Origin of the sequence: Marinobacter sp. Hex_13, assembly GCF_001566815.1 — a bacterium.
GTDB lineage: Bacteria > Pseudomonadota > Gammaproteobacteria > Pseudomonadales > Oleiphilaceae > Marinobacter > Marinobacter salarius.
The window spans coordinates 1-17,688 of sequence record NZ_LSMM01000012.1 but is presented as its reverse complement, the minus strand read 5'-3'; the positions used below and the strand labels follow the sequence as shown (position 1 = coordinate 17,688).

Genomic DNA, 17,688 nt, shown 5'->3' with positions numbered 1-17,688 from the left:
CAGGGAACGCATCATGGCCGACAGCACTCATCCACCCGCGCCACATAGAAGTACCTTGACCCTGAGGGATATCTGCACGGCGCTGGTCACCGGTGGTGAGATTACCCAGGAGGATGCCGAACGGGTTCTCTCGGCCAATATTGGTATCCAGACAGGGGGCAGCGGGCCCGCTAGCCAGCGCCATCCACTGGAACTGGTCGCCAAGGCCGGGTTGGAGAGCCAGAAAACCGGCCGCACCCTGGATCTGGACAGACTGACCCAGTGGCTCGCGGAGTGGGCGGAACAGCCCTACTACCACATCGACCCCCTGAAGATAGATACACCCGCGATTGCCCGGGTGATGTCCTATGCCTTTGCCCAGCGACACGGCATTCTCGCGGTTGAAATAGGTGAGGATGAAGTTCTCATCGCCAGCACCGAACCCTTCAAGAATGACTGGGAAGGCAACCTGCGCCAGGCGGTGAGAAAAGACATCCGCCGCGTGGTCGCCAACCCCGAGGATATCCGCCGTTACACCGTTGAGTTCTATCAACTGGCGAGCTCCGTCAGCAAGGCAGGCGGCAACAACGCAGCCAACCCCGCCGGTACCCAGAATTTCGAGCAACTGCTGGACCTCGGGGCCAGCGAACACCCGGATGCCAACGACCAGCACGTGGTCAAGATTGTTGACTGGCTGCTGCAGTACGCCTTCGACCAACGCGCATCGGATATCCACATAGAACCACGGCGCAATGTCACCCAGGTGCGCTTTCGCATCGATGGGGTGCTGCACAACGTCTACGAATTCCCGGACCAGGTCGGCGTGGCCGTGACCAGCCGCCTGAAGATTCTCGGCAGGCTGAACGTGGCGGAAAAGCGCCGCCCCCAGGACGGCCGCATAAAAACCCGAAAGCCGGACAACAGCGAAGTGGAGTTGCGGCTGGCCACCATGCCAACCGCGTTTGGCGAGAAAATGGTGTTGCGGATATTTGATCCGGAAGTGCTGTTAAAGTCCTACGAACAACTGGGGTTTTCCAAGGAAGACCGGGAACGCTGGCAGGCTATTACCGATCACCCCCACGGCATTGTTCTGGTCACCGGCCCTACCGGCTCTGGCAAGACCACCACCCTGTACTCAACCCTCAAGCAACTGGCCACTCCCGAGGTGAACATCTGCACCATCGAGGACCCGATTGAGATGGTGGAGCCGGCCTTCAACCAGATGCAGGTTCAGACCAACATCGAACTGACGTTTGCCTCGGGCGTGCGGGCGCTGCTGCGACAGGATCCGGACATCATCATGATTGGTGAGATCCGTGACCTGGCAACTGCAGAAATGGCGGTTCAGGCGGCTCTGACCGGGCACCTTGTGCTGTCCACCCTGCACACCAACGATGCCCCCAGCGCCATCACCCGCTTGATGGAACTGGGCATCCCCCCCTACCTGATTCGTGCCACGGTGCTGGGCGTAATGGCACAACGGCTAACCAGAACCCTGTGCCCCCACTGCAAGGCGCCAGGGCCGGTGGACGCGCAGGCCTGGCAAAGCCTGACCCGACCCTGGAAAGCCACCATGCCCAAGCAGGTCTACCACCCGGTTGGCTGCCTGGAGTGCCGAAACACCGGTTACTATGGTCGGGCCGGCGTGTATGAAATCATGCAACTGTCCGGCAACCTGATCCGGCAGATTACCGAGCAGTGCGAACTGGACCAACTGAGAGTGGATGCGTACAAGGATGGCATGAAATCCCTGCGGCTTAGCGGCGCGCAGAAAGTGGCCGCCGGCTCCACCACGGTCGAGGAAATCCTGCGGGTAACCCCCGAAAGCCAGCGTTGATGCGCTCCCGGTTATCATGCCAGACATGGTTGAGCGCTACTGGGGAAACGCTCCGCACTGGGTGAGCAACTGCTGCCAACGCTCTTTATGGGCCGTAATGGCGCGGGCCAGTTGTCCCCAGACACTGTCGGTATTGCCCGTTTCCAGATAGAGCCGATACCAATCGCGGAACGCAGACGGCATGGTCTCTGACTGCTGGGCGGCGAGCGTATCCAGCGGTTTGATCAGCGCCTCCCTCGCCTGCTCAATGCGGCCGAGATAGTCCTCAATATCATCGCCGTAACCGTCGGTATAGATATCCACGAGCTCGTCGGGCGGCGCTTCAGGCTCCGACCCCGAGCAAAGTGGTGCCCCTTCCACTCTCCTGGTCAACAGAGCCGTTGCGTCCTCAAGCCGCGCTGTGATCAGCCGAGCGCTGTTTAATAGCTGACCCGCACGATGTTCTGCCTGCCAGAGTTGATGCACACCACCCACATAATCCAACGGCTCATCTGTGTTGCCGTCCAGCAGGCCTCTGACCGTCTGGTTGACTCGCTTTACGCCCGAAGACAACTCCGCCAGAACCTTGTCATCGCCGCTCCCGAGATAATATCCCTGCGACAGGGTAAACAGACGCTCAATCTCTTCCACCCCCCAGGTGGCGTTCCATATCGCAATGGGGAGCGACTCGGTTTTATGGGCGATGGCCTCTTCCAGTTCTTCCTGTATATCCTCGCCATCGGTCTCCGAAATACAGGTCTCAGCGGCACGGATAAACCGTGTTTCATAACGCAATCGATTCAACGGTTGCATTACCCGCCCCATGATCGAATTCCTTTCGCCGACCACGTATTGCAACTCACACCCGTAAAGAGACAGGAAATCGAGCATTCCCATGTCCAGATCCGGCATGTCGAGAACGCGCTCCCGTCGGTGCGGGATCTGGGGAACAGGGGCTATATCGGAGAGTTCGGGGCGCAGTTCCAGAGCATCGGCTACGCTCACAACGTACCCATCCATCATATCTGGAACACCGGAATCCGGCGCGCAGCCGGCAAGATATAGGCACACCAAAGGCATTATCAGGCATCGAACGTCAGGCACCATGGAGGGTCAACCCTGCTGCAGAAACCTGTCGACCCCTGCAAAGTCCGTAGCCACCGCCCGCTTCGTGTCCGGCAGATCTCCCTCACGCACAAGCCAGACCGTGCGCATGCCAGCGTCCTCAGCGGCCTTCAGTTCGGCCTCAACATCGGAGAGGAACAGCACCGTTCTGGGTTCGACACCCAATTCGTCGATGATGTTGCTGTAGGAAGTTGATTCCTTCTTACCGCCGATACGGGTATCAAAGTAACCGGAAAAGAATGGCGTTAAATCCCCGGCTTCGCTGAAACCGAAAATCAGCTTCTGTGCCTTCACAGAACCGGAAGAATATACGAACAGCCGCAAACCTCGATCATGCCAGCGCTGCAGATACTCGGCGGCATCGTCGTAGATGTGCCCCCGGAAAGCACCCTGCTGGTAACCCTGCTCCCAGAGCATTCCCTGCAAGGCCTTCAACGGTGTTTCCTTGCGATCTTCCCGAATCCAGGTATCCAGCACCTCAACAAGCCCGTCGATATCCTCCCTGGCGACACCTGATGTGTGGGCAACGGCATACAACTGCTCACGGATTTCCGTGCTGTCCGCCGCACCTTCCCGTACAAACTCGGCCATATGCTTCGCCGAGTAGGGAAACAAAACCTCATGCACAAAGGAGATCGAACTGGTGGTTCCCTCGATATCCGTCAGGATCACGCGGATCATCCAGCCACTCCCGCCAGGCGCTCATAGCGCGGCAGCCGGCTGGCGATGTCTTCACCAGTGAAGTCTGCCACCCAGCCTTCCGGGTTGGTAAACAGACGGATGCAGGCAAACGCAGGCTCCGGCCCCATATCAAACCAGTGGCGTGTGCCATCCGGCACGCTGATAAGGTCATTTTTCTGGCACAGAACAGCGTACACCTGGTCACCAAAATGCAGGTAAAACAGACCCTGCCCGCGAACAAAGAAACGCACCTCGTCTTCGCTGTGCACATGCTCATCCAGAAATTTCTGGCGGAAGGCCTCTTTCTGGGGGTTGTCCGGGTTCAGGCTGATGACATCCGCTGCCTGGAAGCCACATTCCTCCTTCAGCGCCTGGATCTCACCGGAATAGGCCTCAAGAATGTCATCAGATGACGCGTCTGCAGGCAGATCCCGGGTAGCCCATTGCTCAAAACGAACGCCGTGCTCTGCCAACAGGTTAGCGATTTTGCCCGCGTCTTCGGTCACGATGCGGGGGGATTCGGGCACACTCTGGTCAAAAATACTCAAGGTTGTCATCGGCGGACCCTCATGGTTTCAAGCTCACATTCGAAAAGGAATTCAAAGGCTTCGACGTGGCGCAGGCAGTCTGACATGGTCCTGCCCCAGGTATAAAGGCCGTGCCCACGAATCAGGTAACCCGGTTGTTCAGGATGCTGACGAAACCAATCTCTGGTTTGGTCCGCCAGCGCCGGAATATCCTGAGTATTGTCGAACACCGGCACGGTCAGTTGCGACTCGTGGGTATCAACCCCGGAAAACGCTTTCTGTAACTCGTACCCCTGTAACTTCAGCGGTTCTCCGGCGGGCAGCAGCCGGCTCAACACCGTTGCCTTGACAGAGTGGGTATGCAACACCGCACCAACGTCCGGAAAGGTCTGGTAAAGAACCGTATGCAAACGTGTTTCCGCCGACGATCGTGCATTGCTCTGGATGGGGTTACCAGAAAGGTCCACCACCATGACATCACCCGCCACCAGCTGGCCTTTGTGTCGGCCGGACACCGTGACGGCGATATGCTCATCATCGATCCGCGCCGAATAGTTGCTGCTGGTAGCCGGCGACCAGCCCTGGCCGTAGAGAAACCGGCCGGCATCAATGATGGACTGCGCGGCAATGGCGTAGCGGGTTACGTCAAACAAAAATCACCTCGGAACAGACACGCCGGATCAGCGCTTGATGATTACCATTATAAGGATGAGCGTGCCGCCCGCAAAGGCCGACGAACGCTCACCGGTCGGCTTGGAAAGCCATGGATCATACCGTGGCTTTCAGCGGAAGGCTGCGCTGGCGCTTCCCGCTCAGGGCAAATAACGCGTTACCCAAAGCGGGTATCACCGGAGGTACACCGGGCTCCCCCACACCGGTGGGCGATTCATCGCTATCAATGATATCCACCACCACCTCGGGCCGCTGATCATGACGCATGAGCGGGTAATCGTGAAAATTACTTTGCTGGACCTGTCCGCCTTCCAGGGTAATGTTGCCGTAGAGCGCTGCCGTGAGGCCAAAGATAATACCGCCCTCGATCTGGTCGCGAACAATGTCCGGATTGACCACCTGGCCGCAATCCACAGCACAGCACACCCTGTGCACCCGGATTTCCCCGAACTCAACGCTGGCCTCAACCACCTGGGCCACGTAGGTGCCAAAACTGCGGAACAGGGCAACGCCACGGGCCCGCCCTTCGGGTGCGGCGCTATCCCATTGGGCAAGTTGGGCAACCCTGTCCAGCACGCCCAGGTGTCTAGGTTCGTGATCAATCAATGAGCGCCGGAACCGGTACGGGTCCTGGCCTTGCTCATGAGCCAGCTCATCCATAAAGGTTTCAACAGCAAAGCCGTTGTGAGAGAAACCCACAGACCGCCACCAGGACACCGGCACCCCCGGATCTGTGTGGGTATGGCGTATGTCGATATTCGGCACCCGATACGGATATTCTATGGCACCTTCGATGGCGGAATGATCCTTCGGAGTCGCGACACCCTCGGCGAGCAGCCCAACGCGCCCCAGAGTGCCGTACAGGAATTTCGGAGCCCAGGGGTACTGGGCTGGTGCCGCATTTCGTACGTACCAGTCCAGTATCTGCGGGCCAACAATCTGATGGTGCCAGCCAGTGACGTTATCGCCGCTGACACTGGCCCGCATCCGGTGCAGCATGGCCGGACGATAAACATCGTGACGGGTATCTTCTTCCCGAGACCAGATCAGCTTGACCGGTTTGCGTACCCGGTAGGCGACAGACGCCGCTTCCTCGATGTAATCATTGGTCAGCCGGCGCCCAAAGCCACCGCCTAGGAAGGTGGTATGGATGGTCACCTCATCGGGCGAGAGATCCGTCACCCTCGCAGCCGCGATCCGACCAAGATCGGGTGCCTGGGTCGGTGCCCAGACTTCAATGGCGCCGTCCCGATACCACGCCGTGGCATTCATCGGTTCCAACGTCGCATGGGCAAGGTAAGGCTGCTCATAACTGGCCTCCACCACGCGCTCCGCACCTTGTTGTGCGTCGTCATAATCACCTTCGCTGCGCTCGCTTTCCCCCGGGTCTTCATCGGCGGCTTTGTGGTACGAGGAGAACACCTGTTCGGAGGACACATCCAACGCGCCGTCGTTGTCCCATTCGATCGTCAGGGCGTCCTGGGCCTTACGGGCCCGCCAGTATTTATCTGCCACAACTGCCACGCCACGCTCGATCTCGAACACATCCAGAACGCCCGGCAACCGGCGAGCGGCGGTATCATCGTATGATTTTACCCGGGCGCCATAGCGCGCAGGGCGGGACACCACCGCGTAAACCATGCCCTCAAGTTCGACATCAATGCCGTAGATTGGCGCGCCTGTGGACTTGGCTTCGGCATCCAGGCGTCCCCGTTGCTTGCCTATGTACTTCCACTCCTCACGGGGTTTGAGTGACGGAGCCTCCGGCACCGGCTGCTTCGCCGCCAGTTCTACCAGCCGACCGTAAGCCAGGCTGTCGCGCCCGTTCGGATGGATGACCCTGCCTTCGACCGCCCGGCACTCAGCGGGGCTGACTTCCCAGACATTGGCTGCGGCAGCAACCAGCATCATACGGGCAGAGGCTCCCGCCACCCGTAACGGCTGCCAACTGGTCGCCAGACTGGTGCTGCCGCCGGTCAATTGCAGGTTGTAGAGGGGATTACGGTATTCCGGGGCCGCAGGGGCAAATCGCGGTTTGATGGAGGCTGGCGCCACCCCGAGCTCTTCCGCAATGAGGGTGGTCAGGCCAGTGTAAGTTCCCTGCCCCATCTCAACACGCGCCAAGGTGAAGTAGACCTGATCATCGGTCGTCAGCTCCAGCCAGGCATCCGGTTTCCAGCTACCATCCTGCTCATCATAACCATTCTGGATGCCAGCGCAGCCCGGAAGCGACAGGGACAAGACCAGCCCGCCGGAGGAGCCGGCGGTTACCTTCAGGAAATCGCGTCGATTCATGGACATATTACGCTTCCCCCCGATCAGGTCGGGCAGCGTCGTCAACAACCACAGACTCAACCGCCGCGATGATGCGGGAATAGGTACCGCAACGGCAAAGGTTTCCGCTCAAGGCCGCGACGATATCATCGTGAGAGGGAGCGTCGTTGTGCTGCAAAAGGTGGGCGGCGCTCATGATCTGGCCGGACTGGCAGTAACCGCATTGGGGCACGCCATGTTCGACCCATGCCTTTTGCAAAGGATGCAGGTTTCCATCTTGCGACAGACCTTCGATGGTCGTCACATCCCCACCGTCGGCCAATTCTACCGGGGTGGAACAGGAACGCACCGGATGCCCGTTCAGGTGCACGGTACAGGCGCCGCAGAGCCCCATGCCGCATCCAAATTTGGTACCTTTCAGTCCGAGTTCATCGCGGATCACCCACAACAGCGGAGTATCGCTGTCTATGTCGAGCATCCGTTCCCGGCCATTAACGGTAAGGCTCACGGCCATGGTTGTTCTCTCCCCTGCTGCCCAGAGCACTGGCCCCGGCTGAGTTTTATTATTATGAACGCTGAGCGTTCTTATTTGATGACGTCGTTGCCGTCCTTATCCGTCCAGATCTTCCGTTCGCCGGTTTCCATTTTACCCTGGGAGTCCCAGACCTCGCGGTCGGTTGTTGCCTCTTCCACCTTGCCGTTGTCATTCCACATAACCCGGTCTTTACATCCGGCCAGTGCCGCTACCACGAAAAGTACCAACATCAGTTGCTTCACACTTACCTCCAGACCGATCTTATCGGCGTTGGGTGAATAGTCAGGATCCGTGAATCTCACGGTTACGCTGTTTGTCGCGGTCGCCCTTGCGGACCATGACATAGACGGCGCCGGTGCCGCCATGGCGCTTCTGGGCCGAATGAAACGCCAGCACATCTTCCAACTCTGGCAGCCATTTGGCCAGATGGCTCTTGAGCTGGGCGATACCGTCGGGGTTACGCTCTCCCTTGCCGTGGAGAATAATGACGGATCGAAGTCCATAGCGCACGCAATCATTAATGAAGCCGAATACATCCCGACGCGCTTCTTCAACGGTCATCCGGTGCAGGTCCAGGCGCGCTTCGATCGGGTATTGCCCAAGACGGAGCTTACGGAATACGCCATGCTGAACTCCGGGCCGTTGCCAACAGAGAACATCGTGCGCTGTCAGAGGCTCAACCATATCCGCCGTCAGTGGATTGCAGTCTCTGTGCGGCTGATCTATGGCGGACCGCTGACGCTCAAGGTGCCCTGGGGTCAGATCCTTTGGGGCTTTAACATCGGCTTTGTTCGGCTTCCGGATACGGCGGACATCCTTCATTTCCTCCAGGAAGCTCAGGCGCTCATCTTTGGTTGTCATGGCGATATCATTTACGGTCGAAGTTGCATGGACTTTACCACCCGGCTCACCCATCATAAAGGAGGCCCCTCGCCCTACCCACTGCCGGGCCGGGGCTGGCCCGCGCTCAGACAACCATCGTAGGGCCGGTAGATAGACCGTTGGTCTACACTTCAGGCTCATAAGCACGACAACGGACCGCGATTATGACTGCCGCATCGCAAGACAGTGCACGCCCCCAGAATACCCGTGCCATCATGGCATTTCTGCGGGAGCATTCGCCTTTTTCAAACATGGACGATGCACATCTGGCCCATTATGCCGAGCATGCCTCGCTGAGATTCTACGCCGATGGCGATGTAGTGCTGTCACCGGACGACGGCCCGGTGCAACGGTTCTACGTGGTCAAACAGGGCCGTATTCGCGGCGAACGGGAGCGAGACAGGGACGGAGAAACCGAAACCACCTTTGAAATCAGCCAGGGCGAATGTTTTCCATTGGCCGCGCTGATTGGAGAACGCCCCACCCGCACACTGCATCGCGCCTCCGGAGACACCTTCTGTCTGAGCATTGAACACGACACCTTTGTCATGCTGTTCTCGCAGAGTGATCCCTTTCGTGATTTCTGCCTTCGCGGCGTCAGCAGCCTGCTTGATCAGGTGAATCAGCGCATACAGACCGGCGCCATGGCTTCCATTGGTTCCAGTAACTCGCTGGACACCCCGCTGGAACGTTACGCTATTCGCAACCCCATCGTCTGCTCGCCGGACCTCCCGGTCCGAAAAGCGGTTGCGCGCATGCACGAAAACAGTGTCGGGAGCATCGTGATCACCGATGACGAACGGCATCCTACGGGTATATTCACCCTCAGGGACCTGCGCACCATGGTGGCAGAGGAGAAGGGCCCTCTGGACACGCCTATCGGCCAGGTCATGACCCGGAACCCCTGCTGCCTCACAGCCAACGCAGATGCTTTTGAAGCCGCCATGCTGATGGCAGAGCATCACTTTGCTCACATTTGCGTGGTGGATGACGAGCACCGACTGATTGGCATGGTATCCGAGCGTGATCTGTTCTCGCTTCAGCGGGTCGATCTGGTCAACCTTGCCAGGACCATTGGCACTGCCAGTCATCTCCGCACCTTGGTCAGCCTCCGTAAGGATGTGTCCCGGCTGGTGGACGCGATGCTCGCTCACGGGGCCGATTCCGGTCAGGTGGTAAAAATCATTACCACCTTGAACGATGTCACTGTAAGACGGGTCCTGGAACTGAACATCAAGAAGAACGACCCCGGCATCCCTTTCACCTGGCTGACATTCGGAAGCGAAGGTCGGCAGGAACAAACCCTGTTAACGGATCAGGACAACGGCATCCTGTTCCAGACACCGGAGGGGATGACCGAGGAACAGGTCAGGGAAAAACTGCTGCCCTTCGCGGAAACCGTCAACAAGGAGTTGGCGGAATGCGGCTTTACCCTGTGCAAGGGTAATATCATGGCCAGCAATCCCAAACTGTGCCTTAGCGGCAGGGAGTGGGATGACTGGTTTGCCCGTTTCATTGACGCCTCAACCCCGCAGAATCTGGTGTATTCGTCCATTTTTCTCGACATGCGGGCGGTATTCGGGCCAATGGAACCACTGGAACGATTGCTGGATAAAGTGCTTACGCGCATACGCAAGAACGACCTGTTCCAGAAGATGCTGGCGGGCAACGCCATTACCCGCAAACCTCCCCTGACCATGTTCCGCAACTTCCGTTATGCCCCGGATGGCAAGAAAAACACACTTGATCTGAAGCGCCAGGGGCTTGCTCCTTTCGTGGAAGCCGTTCGGGTATTTGCCCTCGCCAATAGCGTCGGCTCGGCCAACACATTGGAGCGCATGCAACAGCTCGCCATAAAAGGTGTCTTTGACACCAAAGACGCCAACGCATGGCAGGAGGCCTACAGCCTGATCCAGGCTATCCGGATGAGGGCACACCAGGAAATGCTGGACCGGGGCGAGCCCCTGTCCAATTATATAAACCCGGATGACCTTAACCCGCTGGACCGCCGGATTCTTCGCGAATCCTTCCGCCAGGCACAACGCCTGCAACAGAAACTGGAAATCACCTACCAACTCTGAAAACCGGGTCAACAGTTATGCTGGAGCAGATCAAAGACTGGATCGAACGGCGCAGGGCCGGCAGCACCGGTGGTCACGACCGAGAACACTTGCCAACGCCAAAAACCGCCGGAGACCAGCGCCTGTCAGACTGCCGGCTGATCGTACTTGATCTGGAAACGACCGGCCTCAACCCGGCAAAAGACAATGTCATCGCCATTGGCGCGGTGGCTATCCGGCACAACGCCATTGACCTGGGTGACCAGTTTGATCTGATCCTGCGTCGCCCGGAGCTGGACATCAGCGAGACGGTACTCATCCACGGCATTGGGCCGGAAGCCCTGACTCAGGGACATGAGACTGAAGACGCACTGCTCCATCTGCTGGAATGGATGAATGGCGACCCTATCCTTGCCTACCATTCCGCCTTTGACCAGAAATTCCTTGAAAAGGCTCTCAAGCAAACATTGGGCTACACCCAGCCCCACACCTGGCTCGATGTCGCCGAGATGCTTCCCGCCTACTTCCCCAATTCCAAAACCGGGGGCAAAGGACTGGACAACTGGGCCGATTTTTTCGACCTGGAAGTCAGCGCCCGCCACCATGCCGCTGCCGACGCCATGGTGACGGCTGAGTTAACCCTCGCAGTTATCAATAAGGCACAAAAAAGCGGTGTCACCAGCCTGCGTGACTTCAATGGCAAACTGAAGTACTACCGACAACTGAAGAATATCCATCGACAAGGCTAGAGCCCCGGAACTGTGTCGCGTTTGCAGACCTTTTGGCCCTCAAATAACTGAGAATTAGACCTTTTGCCAATATCTATCTATCGCTTGACGGGTAAAGTCGAATAGGACATCACGTCGGAGAAGAACTATATGAATAATAATTTCTCTACAACCAACACTTCACAGAAAACCCACCCAACCTCCACAACAACAATACAGGAGTGATCCTATGTCAGGTCATGACTACGATGCTGTGAACTACTGGAAGGCGAACCTACGCCTTATATTCGGGAGCCTTATTGTCTGGGCCCTCGTGTCTTATGGGTTTGCGATACTGCTTCGCCCCATGCTCGCCGGAATCCCCATTGGCGGAACCGACCTCGGCTTCTGGTTCGCCCAACAGGGTTCGATTCTTACTTTCATCGCGTTGATCTTCCATTACGCCTGGCGGATGAACAAGCTCGATGAAAAATTCGACGTGCATGAGGAGTAAGTTCGAATGAGTCAATTTGCCATTAACCTATTATTTGTGGGCGGCTCATTCGCCCTCTATATCGGTATCGCCATCTGGGCGAAGGCCGGTAGTACGAGTGATTTCTACGTTGCCGGCGGCGGCGTTCACCCGATCACCAACGGTGCGGCGATCGGTGCTGACTGGATGTCCGCAGCATCCTTTATCTCCATGGCGGGCCTGATTGCCGCTGGTGGTTATGCAAACTCGACGTTCCTGATGGGCTGGACAGGCGGCTACGTTCTGCTGGCCATGCTTCTGGCGCCTTACCTGCGTAAGTTTGGTAAGTTTACGGTTCCCGAGTTCATTGGTGACCGCTTCTACAGCAAAAATGCTCGCTTGGTGGCAGTTATCTGTCTGATCGTAGCTTCTGTAACCTACGTCATCGGCCAGATGGCGGGTGCCGGCGTAGCCTTCTCCCGCTTCCTTGAAGTCGAATCAACCATGGGTCTGATCATTGCGGCTGTGGTGGTATTTGTCTACGCCGTACTCGGCGGCATGAAGGGCATCACCTATACGCAGGTGGCTCAATACTGCGTACTGATCGTCGCCTATACCATCCCTGCGGTCTTCATCTCCCTACAGTTGACCGGTAACGCCCTGCCCCCGCTGGGTCTGTTCTCGACTCACGTGGATTCTGGCATGCCGATCCTGGACAAGCTGAACCAGGTCATCACGGATCTCGGCTTCAACGAGTACACCGCTGATGTGGACAACAAACTGAACATGGTTCTGTTTACCCTGTCCCTGATGATCGGTACCGCTGGTCTGCCTCACGTCATTATCCGGTTCTTCACTGTGCCAAAAGTAGCGGATGCTCGCTGGTCTGCAGGCTGGGCGCTTGTTTTCATCGCCCTGCTCTACCTCACAGCACCGGCTGTTGCTTCCATGGCTCGCTTGAACCTGATGACCACCATCTACCCGGAAGGCACCCAAGCAGAGCCGATCCAGTATGATGAGCGTCCAAACTGGATCAAGGACTGGGAAGTCACTGGGCTGATCCAGTTCGAGGACAAAAACCAAGACGGCCGTATTCAGCTGTACAACGACTCACCTGAGTTTGAAAGCACAGCTCAGTCCCGTGGCTGGGAAGGAAACGAGCTGGTCGTTAACCGGGACATCCTGGTACTGGCCAACCCGGAAATCGCCAACCTGCCAGGATGGGTTATCGGCCTGATTGCCGCTGGTGGTCTGGCGGCAGCCCTGTCGACGGCAGCCGGTCTGTTGCTGGCAATATCGTCGGCAGTCAGTCACGACCTGATCAAAGGCTCGATAAATCCCAACATCACGGAGAAAGGCGAGCTGCTCGCAGCCCGAATATCGATGGCAGTCGCAATCTGTGTTGCCACCTATCTGGGTGCAAACCCACCGGGCTTCGCGGCACAAGTTGTTGCACTAGCCTTCGGCATCGCAGCAGCGTCCCTGTTCCCGGCACTGATGATGGGTATTTTCTCCAAGCGGGTTAACAATGTCGGTGCAATCGCCGGTATGCTGACCGGTCTGGGCTTCACCCTGGCGTACATCTTTGTGTACAAGGGCTGGCTGTTCATTCCGGGTACCAACAACCTGGCAGACACCCCAGAAAACTGGGTACTGGGCATTTCGCCCCTGTCTATCGGTGCAGTTGGTGCTGTCGTTAACTTTGCGGTAGCCTTCATTGTGTCCAACGCAACTGAAGAACCGCCCGTTGAGATTCAGGAACTGGTTGAAAGCGTCCGCTACCCACGTGGTGCGAGTCAGGCTCACGACCACTAAGCAACGAATCAGCCTAATTCACTGAATGAATTAGAAGGTTGATGACGAACGGGCTTCCTCTGTGAGGGAGCCCGTTCTTTTTTAAGGAAACCCGTTTTATGTTCTGGACGTTTGTCGCTACCGTTGTTTGCGGCCTGGGAGCCGCAGGTATTGCGCTCGGAATTCGGGCGATTACCCGAAACCTCGCTCCGAAGTGGATCATTCCAGTCTTTGCCGGGGCTGGTATGCTCGGGTACCTCATCTACACCGAATACACCTGGTTTGAACAGAAACAGTCCCTGATGCCCGAAGAGGCTGTCATCGTGGACACAGAGAGCAACGGCATTCTCTGGCGCCCGTGGACGTTTTTCTTCCCTTACGTCAATGCTTTCTCGACAGTCGATACCAAAAGCATCAGCGAAACCCCGTCAAACCCGGACGTTTTGCGCTTCACCCTGTATCGCTTTGAGCAGAAAATGGTCGATGCTGTTTCTCATCGGATTCATATTCTTAACTGCAATACCCGCGAACTTGTACCACTGGGTTCAGACGGCGCCCCACGGCTTGATAACATGAAAAAACTGGACCCGCATGACAAACTGTTGATGACCGTTTGCGGCGAATGACGATACCCCAAACCGCTCCCGAGAACCCCGGGTAGAATAAAAAGAGCGAACTATGATTAGTGCCTGGTTGCTGGTCTTAATTTCCATCACCTACATTTCGATTCTTTTTGTTATTGCCTGGGCCGGCGACAAGCATCCTGGTCTCTACCGTCGCCGACTGGCACGTACCCATATCTATGCTCTGTCACTGGCGGTCTACTTCACCTCCTGGACGTTTTACGGTGCCGTAGGCCGAGCCACTCAGGAGGGGCTCGGCTTTTTGCCAATCTATCTCGGCCCGTTACTCGTTTTTGTCTTTGGCGCTCCCCTGTTGCGCCGTATCATCTTCATCAGCAAGCGCAACAACACCACCTCGATTGCGGACTTCATAGCATCCCGTTATGGCAAATCCCAGTCACTCGCCGCCATGGTGGCAATCTTCGCGCTGATCGGCAGTGTTCCTTACATCGCCCTGCAGCTTAAAGCCATCTCCATGGGCTTTAGCGTGCTCTCGGACACTGGCGTGGAACCCAATGAACTCAGTACCGCTGCATGGAACGATTCGGCCTGGTATATCACGCTGGTACTCGCAGTATTTACCGTCCTGTTCGGTACCCGACACCTCGAGTCAACCGAGCACCACCGGGGCATGATACAGGCAGTGGCCTTTGAGTCGTTGATAAAGCTCGTGGCCTTCGTGGCCGTTGGCCTGTTCGTTATCTATGGTCTTTATGGCGGCTTCGGTGATCTCTGGGGCAATGTCCGCAGCGCCGGGCTCGTCGGCACACTGACCACCGACAGCGTAGAGGCTCCGGCTTTTATTACCCAAACGCTGGTGGCCATGCTGGCAATCATCTGCCTACCCCGACAGTTCCATGTCATGGTGGTGGAAAACACCGACCACCGGGATTTTGAAACCGCCCGCTGGGCGATGCCGATTTACCTGATTATTGCCAGCGCCTTTGTTCTACCTATTGCGGCAGCAGGCTTGTTGTCCCCGGAAGCCAGCGCGTCCGATCCGGACATTCTGATTCTGAACCTGCCAATTCTGGCCGGAGAACAATGGCTCGCTATCCTGGCATTCCTGGGCGGTGGATCAGCGGCGGCAGCAATGGTCATCGTCTGTTCGGTCGCCATCGCAACCATGGTCAGCAACGAAATCATCATGCCGGCGCTGCTGAAGTTCTTCCGCCCCGGCATGAACAAACGTTCCGATCTCAGCTACCTGCTACTCAGCATTCGACGGGTTGCTATCTTCGTGGTGCTACTCACTGCCTACGGGTTCTATCGCATGGCAGGAGCGGATTACAGCCTGACGGCCTTCGGGCTGCTCTCATTCGCCGCAGCGGCCCAGTTCGGGCCTGCACTTGTCGGAGGTATCCTCTGGCGCAAGGGCAACCATACCGGCGCTGTCTGGGGCCTTGGTCTTGGTTTCCTGATGTGGTGCTATACCCTGTTGTTACCCGCCTTGGCATCCACTGGCTGGTTAAGCGATACCCTTATTGATCATGGGGTTTGGGGCATTAACTGGACAAGGCCCACGGCTCTTTTCGGTTCTGAACTTGATCAGACCAGCCACGGCATTATCTGGAGCCTGGGCATCAACACCGTTACCTACATCGTTCTCTCGATGCTGACCCGCCAACGGGTGCGGGAAAAGATCCAGATCGCCTCGTTCTTCCACGATCCCCAACCGAGAGCTGAGACGCCGCAGCAACAGAGCTGGCAGGGTGAAATCTTGACCTCTGATCTGCAGGCAATCTCCGACCGTTTCATGGGGGAAGAGCGAGCCGAAGCCATCTTCCGCAACTACGAGCGGCGCAACGCCATTCGCCTGCACCCTCATAGGCCAGCTTCGTCACACCTGATGAAGTTCATTGAGCGGCAACTGGCATCGGTTATCGGGGCGTCCACGGCACGCGTGGTACTGGAGTCCACGCTCACCGGGCGGGACATGCAGATCGAGGACGTCGTGAGCATCGTCGATGAAGCCTCGCAGGCCATGACCTTCAGCCGGGAATTACTGCAATCGGCAATTGAAAACATCAGCCTGGGTGTTTCCGTCGTGAACCACCAACAACAGCTGGTGGTATGGAACCACCGCTACCTGGAGCAATTCAGCTACCCGAAGGGCTTCGTCCGGGTCGGCCGTCCGGTGGAAGACCTGATGCGGTACAACCTGACCAGTGCCAACCTGCCAGCGAGACGAATCGACGAGGTCATTGCTGATCGCTGCGCCAGCATGCGCGAGGGTCGGCCGATGTCCTACGAGCGACAACGACCGGACGGCACCGTACTGAGGATTGATGGTAGCCCGATTCCCGGAGGTGGTTACGTAACCACCTTCCAGGACATCACCGCTATGCGAAGGACCGAGCAAGCGCTGAAGGAAACCAATATCTACCTGGAGCAGCGCGTCAAAGAACGCACCCAGGAACTCCAGGTGATCAATGAGCAGATGCTCAAGGCGAAATCCGTGGCTGAACAGGCCAACCAGAGCAAAACCCGCTTCCTGGCGTCAGCAAGTCATGACCTTCTCCAACCCCTGAATGCCGCGCGCCTGTTCACCTCGGCTCTGGCGGGTAAAGCCAGGGATCCTGAAATGACCGAACTGGTGGACCACATTGACAGCTCGCTGGGCGCCGCCGAAGAAATCATCAGCACCCTATTGGACATCTCAAAGCTGGACGCCGGTGCACTGGAACCGGATATCGGTGTGTTTCCGGTTAACGAGATCATGCGGCACCTGGCAACCGATTTCTCTGCCATCGCAAAAGACCAGGGCCTGGATCTTCATGTTGTCCCCAGCAGCGCCTGGGTACGATCAGACTCAAAACTGCTGCGGCGCGTTATCCAGAATTTTCTTTCCAACGCCATTCGTTACACCCCAAGTGGGAAAATCCTGCTGGGCTGTCGGCGTCTGAAAGGGTATATCCGCATTGAGGTATGGGATACCGGGCCGGGTATTCCGGAAGACCAGCTTACTCACATCTTCGAGGAATTCCGTCGTTTTCAGCAGGGCCGGGACAAAAAAGGCCTTGGTCTGGGGCTCGCGATTGTCGACCGCATCTGTGGCATGCTAAATCACCCGGTGAACGTACAGTCAGTTCAGGGACTCGGCAGCGTATTCAGCATCACCGTGCCAGTTGCGCCGGCCGAGCAAAGTGACCAGAGCACCACCAAATCTGCACCCGCGTCGCGGCGTGTATCGAGCCTGGGAGGCCTTCACGTGGTCTGTATCGATAATGACCCTGCTATCCTCCATGGCATGAGTGCCTTGCTGGATAACTGGCACTGTGACGTGACAACAGCCGAAAGTCTGGAGGATGCTCGGGACAAACTGAACGGCACGAAACCGGACATCATATTGGCCGACTACCAATTGGACGATAACCGGAATGGGCTCGACGCCATGGACTCATTGAGGGACGAGATCGGCAATGATATACCTGGCATACTCATTACCGGCTATATGGCTCCGGACGTGAGGGAGGATGCGATCAACAGGGGCTACCAGATCCTTTATAAACCGGTGAAACCAGCCGCATTGCGAGCACTG

At 57.3% G+C, this 17,688-nt stretch carries 15 protein-coding genes; 7 read left to right on the top strand and 8 right to left on the bottom strand.

The features are described from left to right. Window positions 1-13: 13 nt before the first annotated feature. Complete coding sequence (gene tfpB / locus AXW11_RS03595) at window positions 14-1,816, top strand: type IV pilus assembly ATPase TfpB (protein ID WP_091643956.1); 1,803 nt, start codon at window positions 14-16, stop codon at window positions 1,814-1,816. 36 nt (window positions 1,817-1,852) lie between these two features. Here the strand turns inward: tfpB and AXW11_RS03590 are convergent, their stop codons facing one another. The 8 genes from AXW11_RS03590 to smrA form a co-directional block, all read right to left on the bottom strand. Further along, the gene (locus AXW11_RS03590; RefSeq protein ID WP_091643959.1) at window positions 1,853-2,818 is read right to left on the bottom strand and encodes a DUF3080 family protein; all 966 of its coding nucleotides are present in this window, start codon (window positions 2,816-2,818) and stop codon (window positions 1,853-1,855) included. Window positions 2,819-2,908: 90 nt separating this feature from the next. Further along, window positions 2,909-3,601 (bottom strand): acireductone synthase, encoded by a 693-nt coding sequence (gene mtnC / locus AXW11_RS03585; protein WP_091643961.1) that lies wholly within the window; start codon window positions 3,599-3,601, stop codon window positions 2,909-2,911. Next, the gene (locus AXW11_RS03580; protein WP_091643964.1) at window positions 3,598-4,158 is read right to left on the bottom strand and encodes a 1,2-dihydroxy-3-keto-5-methylthiopentene dioxygenase; all 561 of its coding nucleotides are present in this window, start codon (window positions 4,156-4,158) and stop codon (window positions 3,598-3,600) included. The genes mtnC and AXW11_RS03580 overlap by 4 nt, the downstream gene beginning before the upstream one ends. After that, the gene (locus AXW11_RS03575; protein WP_041334971.1) at window positions 4,155-4,781 is read right to left on the bottom strand and encodes a methylthioribulose 1-phosphate dehydratase; all 627 of its coding nucleotides are present in this window, start codon (window positions 4,779-4,781) and stop codon (window positions 4,155-4,157) included. Before AXW11_RS03575 ends, AXW11_RS03580 begins: the two co-directional genes overlap by 4 nt. A gap of 115 nt (window positions 4,782-4,896) precedes the next feature. After that, window positions 4,897-7,101 carry a xanthine dehydrogenase family protein molybdopterin-binding subunit gene (locus tag AXW11_RS03570; protein ID WP_091643966.1) on the bottom strand — a complete coding sequence of 735 codons (2,205 nt, stop codon included), beginning with the start codon at window positions 7,099-7,101 and terminating at the stop codon, window positions 4,897-4,899. A gap of 1 nt (window position 7,102) precedes the next feature. Then, the gene (locus AXW11_RS03565) at window positions 7,103-7,588 is read right to left on the bottom strand and encodes a (2Fe-2S)-binding protein (RefSeq protein ID WP_075195295.1); all 486 of its coding nucleotides are present in this window, start codon (window positions 7,586-7,588) and stop codon (window positions 7,103-7,105) included. Between the two features lie 71 nt (window positions 7,589-7,659). Then, window positions 7,660-7,851 (bottom strand): hypothetical protein, encoded by a 192-nt coding sequence (locus AXW11_RS03560; RefSeq protein ID WP_040474675.1) that lies wholly within the window; start codon window positions 7,849-7,851, stop codon window positions 7,660-7,662. Between the two features lie 40 nt (window positions 7,852-7,891). Next, the gene (gene smrA / locus AXW11_RS03555; RefSeq protein WP_075195305.1) at window positions 7,892-8,470 is read right to left on the bottom strand and encodes a DNA endonuclease SmrA; all 579 of its coding nucleotides are present in this window, start codon (window positions 8,468-8,470) and stop codon (window positions 7,892-7,894) included. Between the two features lie 185 nt (window positions 8,471-8,655). Here smrA and AXW11_RS03550 point away from each other — a divergent pair, with 185 nt between their 5' ends. From AXW11_RS03550 to AXW11_RS03525, 6 genes are all read left to right on the top strand, one after another. After that, on the top strand, window positions 8,656-10,572 hold the full coding sequence (locus AXW11_RS03550) for a putative nucleotidyltransferase substrate binding domain-containing protein (protein WP_075195296.1): 1,917 nt from the start codon (window positions 8,656-8,658) through the stop codon (window positions 10,570-10,572). Between the two features lie 17 nt (window positions 10,573-10,589). Beyond that, the gene (locus tag AXW11_RS03545) at window positions 10,590-11,300 is read left to right on the top strand and encodes a 3'-5' exonuclease (RefSeq protein ID WP_075195297.1); all 711 of its coding nucleotides are present in this window, start codon (window positions 10,590-10,592) and stop codon (window positions 11,298-11,300) included. A gap of 208 nt (window positions 11,301-11,508) precedes the next feature. Next, on the top strand, window positions 11,509-11,772 hold the full coding sequence (locus tag AXW11_RS03540) for a DUF4212 domain-containing protein (protein ID WP_007154785.1): 264 nt from the start codon (window positions 11,509-11,511) through the stop codon (window positions 11,770-11,772). 6 nt (window positions 11,773-11,778) lie between these two features. After that, window positions 11,779-13,545 (top strand): sodium:solute symporter family protein, encoded by a 1,767-nt coding sequence (locus AXW11_RS03535; protein ID WP_075195298.1) that lies wholly within the window; start codon window positions 11,779-11,781, stop codon window positions 13,543-13,545. 98 nt (window positions 13,546-13,643) lie between these two features. Further along, the gene (locus AXW11_RS03530; RefSeq protein WP_091643969.1) at window positions 13,644-14,150 is read left to right on the top strand and encodes a hypothetical protein; all 507 of its coding nucleotides are present in this window, start codon (window positions 13,644-13,646) and stop codon (window positions 14,148-14,150) included. A 52-nt stretch (window positions 14,151-14,202) separates the two neighbouring features. Further along, the coding region (locus AXW11_RS03525) for a hybrid sensor histidine kinase/response regulator (protein ID WP_286791842.1) at window positions 14,203-17,688 on the top strand (3,486 nt) is incomplete at its 3' end.

Coding starts and splice junctions, on each gene's coding strand:
- mtnC (WP_091643961.1), bottom strand. CDS start 3,601: ATGATCCGCGTGATCCTGACGGATATCGAGGGAACCACCAGTTCGATC.
- AXW11_RS03550 (WP_075195296.1), top strand. CDS start 8,656: ATGACTGCCGCATCGCAAGACAGTGCACGCCCCCAGAATACCCGTGCC.
- AXW11_RS03540 (WP_007154785.1), top strand. CDS start 11,509: ATGTCAGGTCATGACTACGATGCTGTGAACTACTGGAAGGCGAACCTA.
- AXW11_RS03545 (WP_075195297.1), top strand. CDS start 10,590: ATGCTGGAGCAGATCAAAGACTGGATCGAACGGCGCAGGGCCGGCAGC.
- AXW11_RS03535 (WP_075195298.1), top strand. CDS start 11,779: ATGAGTCAATTTGCCATTAACCTATTATTTGTGGGCGGCTCATTCGCC.
- AXW11_RS03530 (WP_091643969.1), top strand. CDS start 13,644: ATGTTCTGGACGTTTGTCGCTACCGTTGTTTGCGGCCTGGGAGCCGCA.
- AXW11_RS03580 (WP_091643964.1), bottom strand. CDS start 4,158: ATGACAACCTTGAGTATTTTTGACCAGAGTGTGCCCGAATCCCCCCGC.
- AXW11_RS03565 (WP_075195295.1), bottom strand. CDS start 7,588: ATGGCCGTGAGCCTTACCGTTAATGGCCGGGAACGGATGCTCGACATA.
- smrA (WP_075195305.1), bottom strand. CDS start 8,470: ATGACAACCAAAGATGAGCGCCTGAGCTTCCTGGAGGAAATGAAGGAT.
- AXW11_RS03590 (WP_091643959.1), bottom strand. CDS start 2,818: ATGATGGATGGGTACGTTGTGAGCGTAGCCGATGCTCTGGAACTGCGC.
- tfpB (WP_091643956.1), top strand. CDS start 14: ATGGCCGACAGCACTCATCCACCCGCGCCACATAGAAGTACCTTGACC.
- AXW11_RS03570 (WP_091643966.1), bottom strand. CDS start 7,101: ATGTCCATGAATCGACGCGATTTCCTGAAGGTAACCGCCGGCTCCTCC.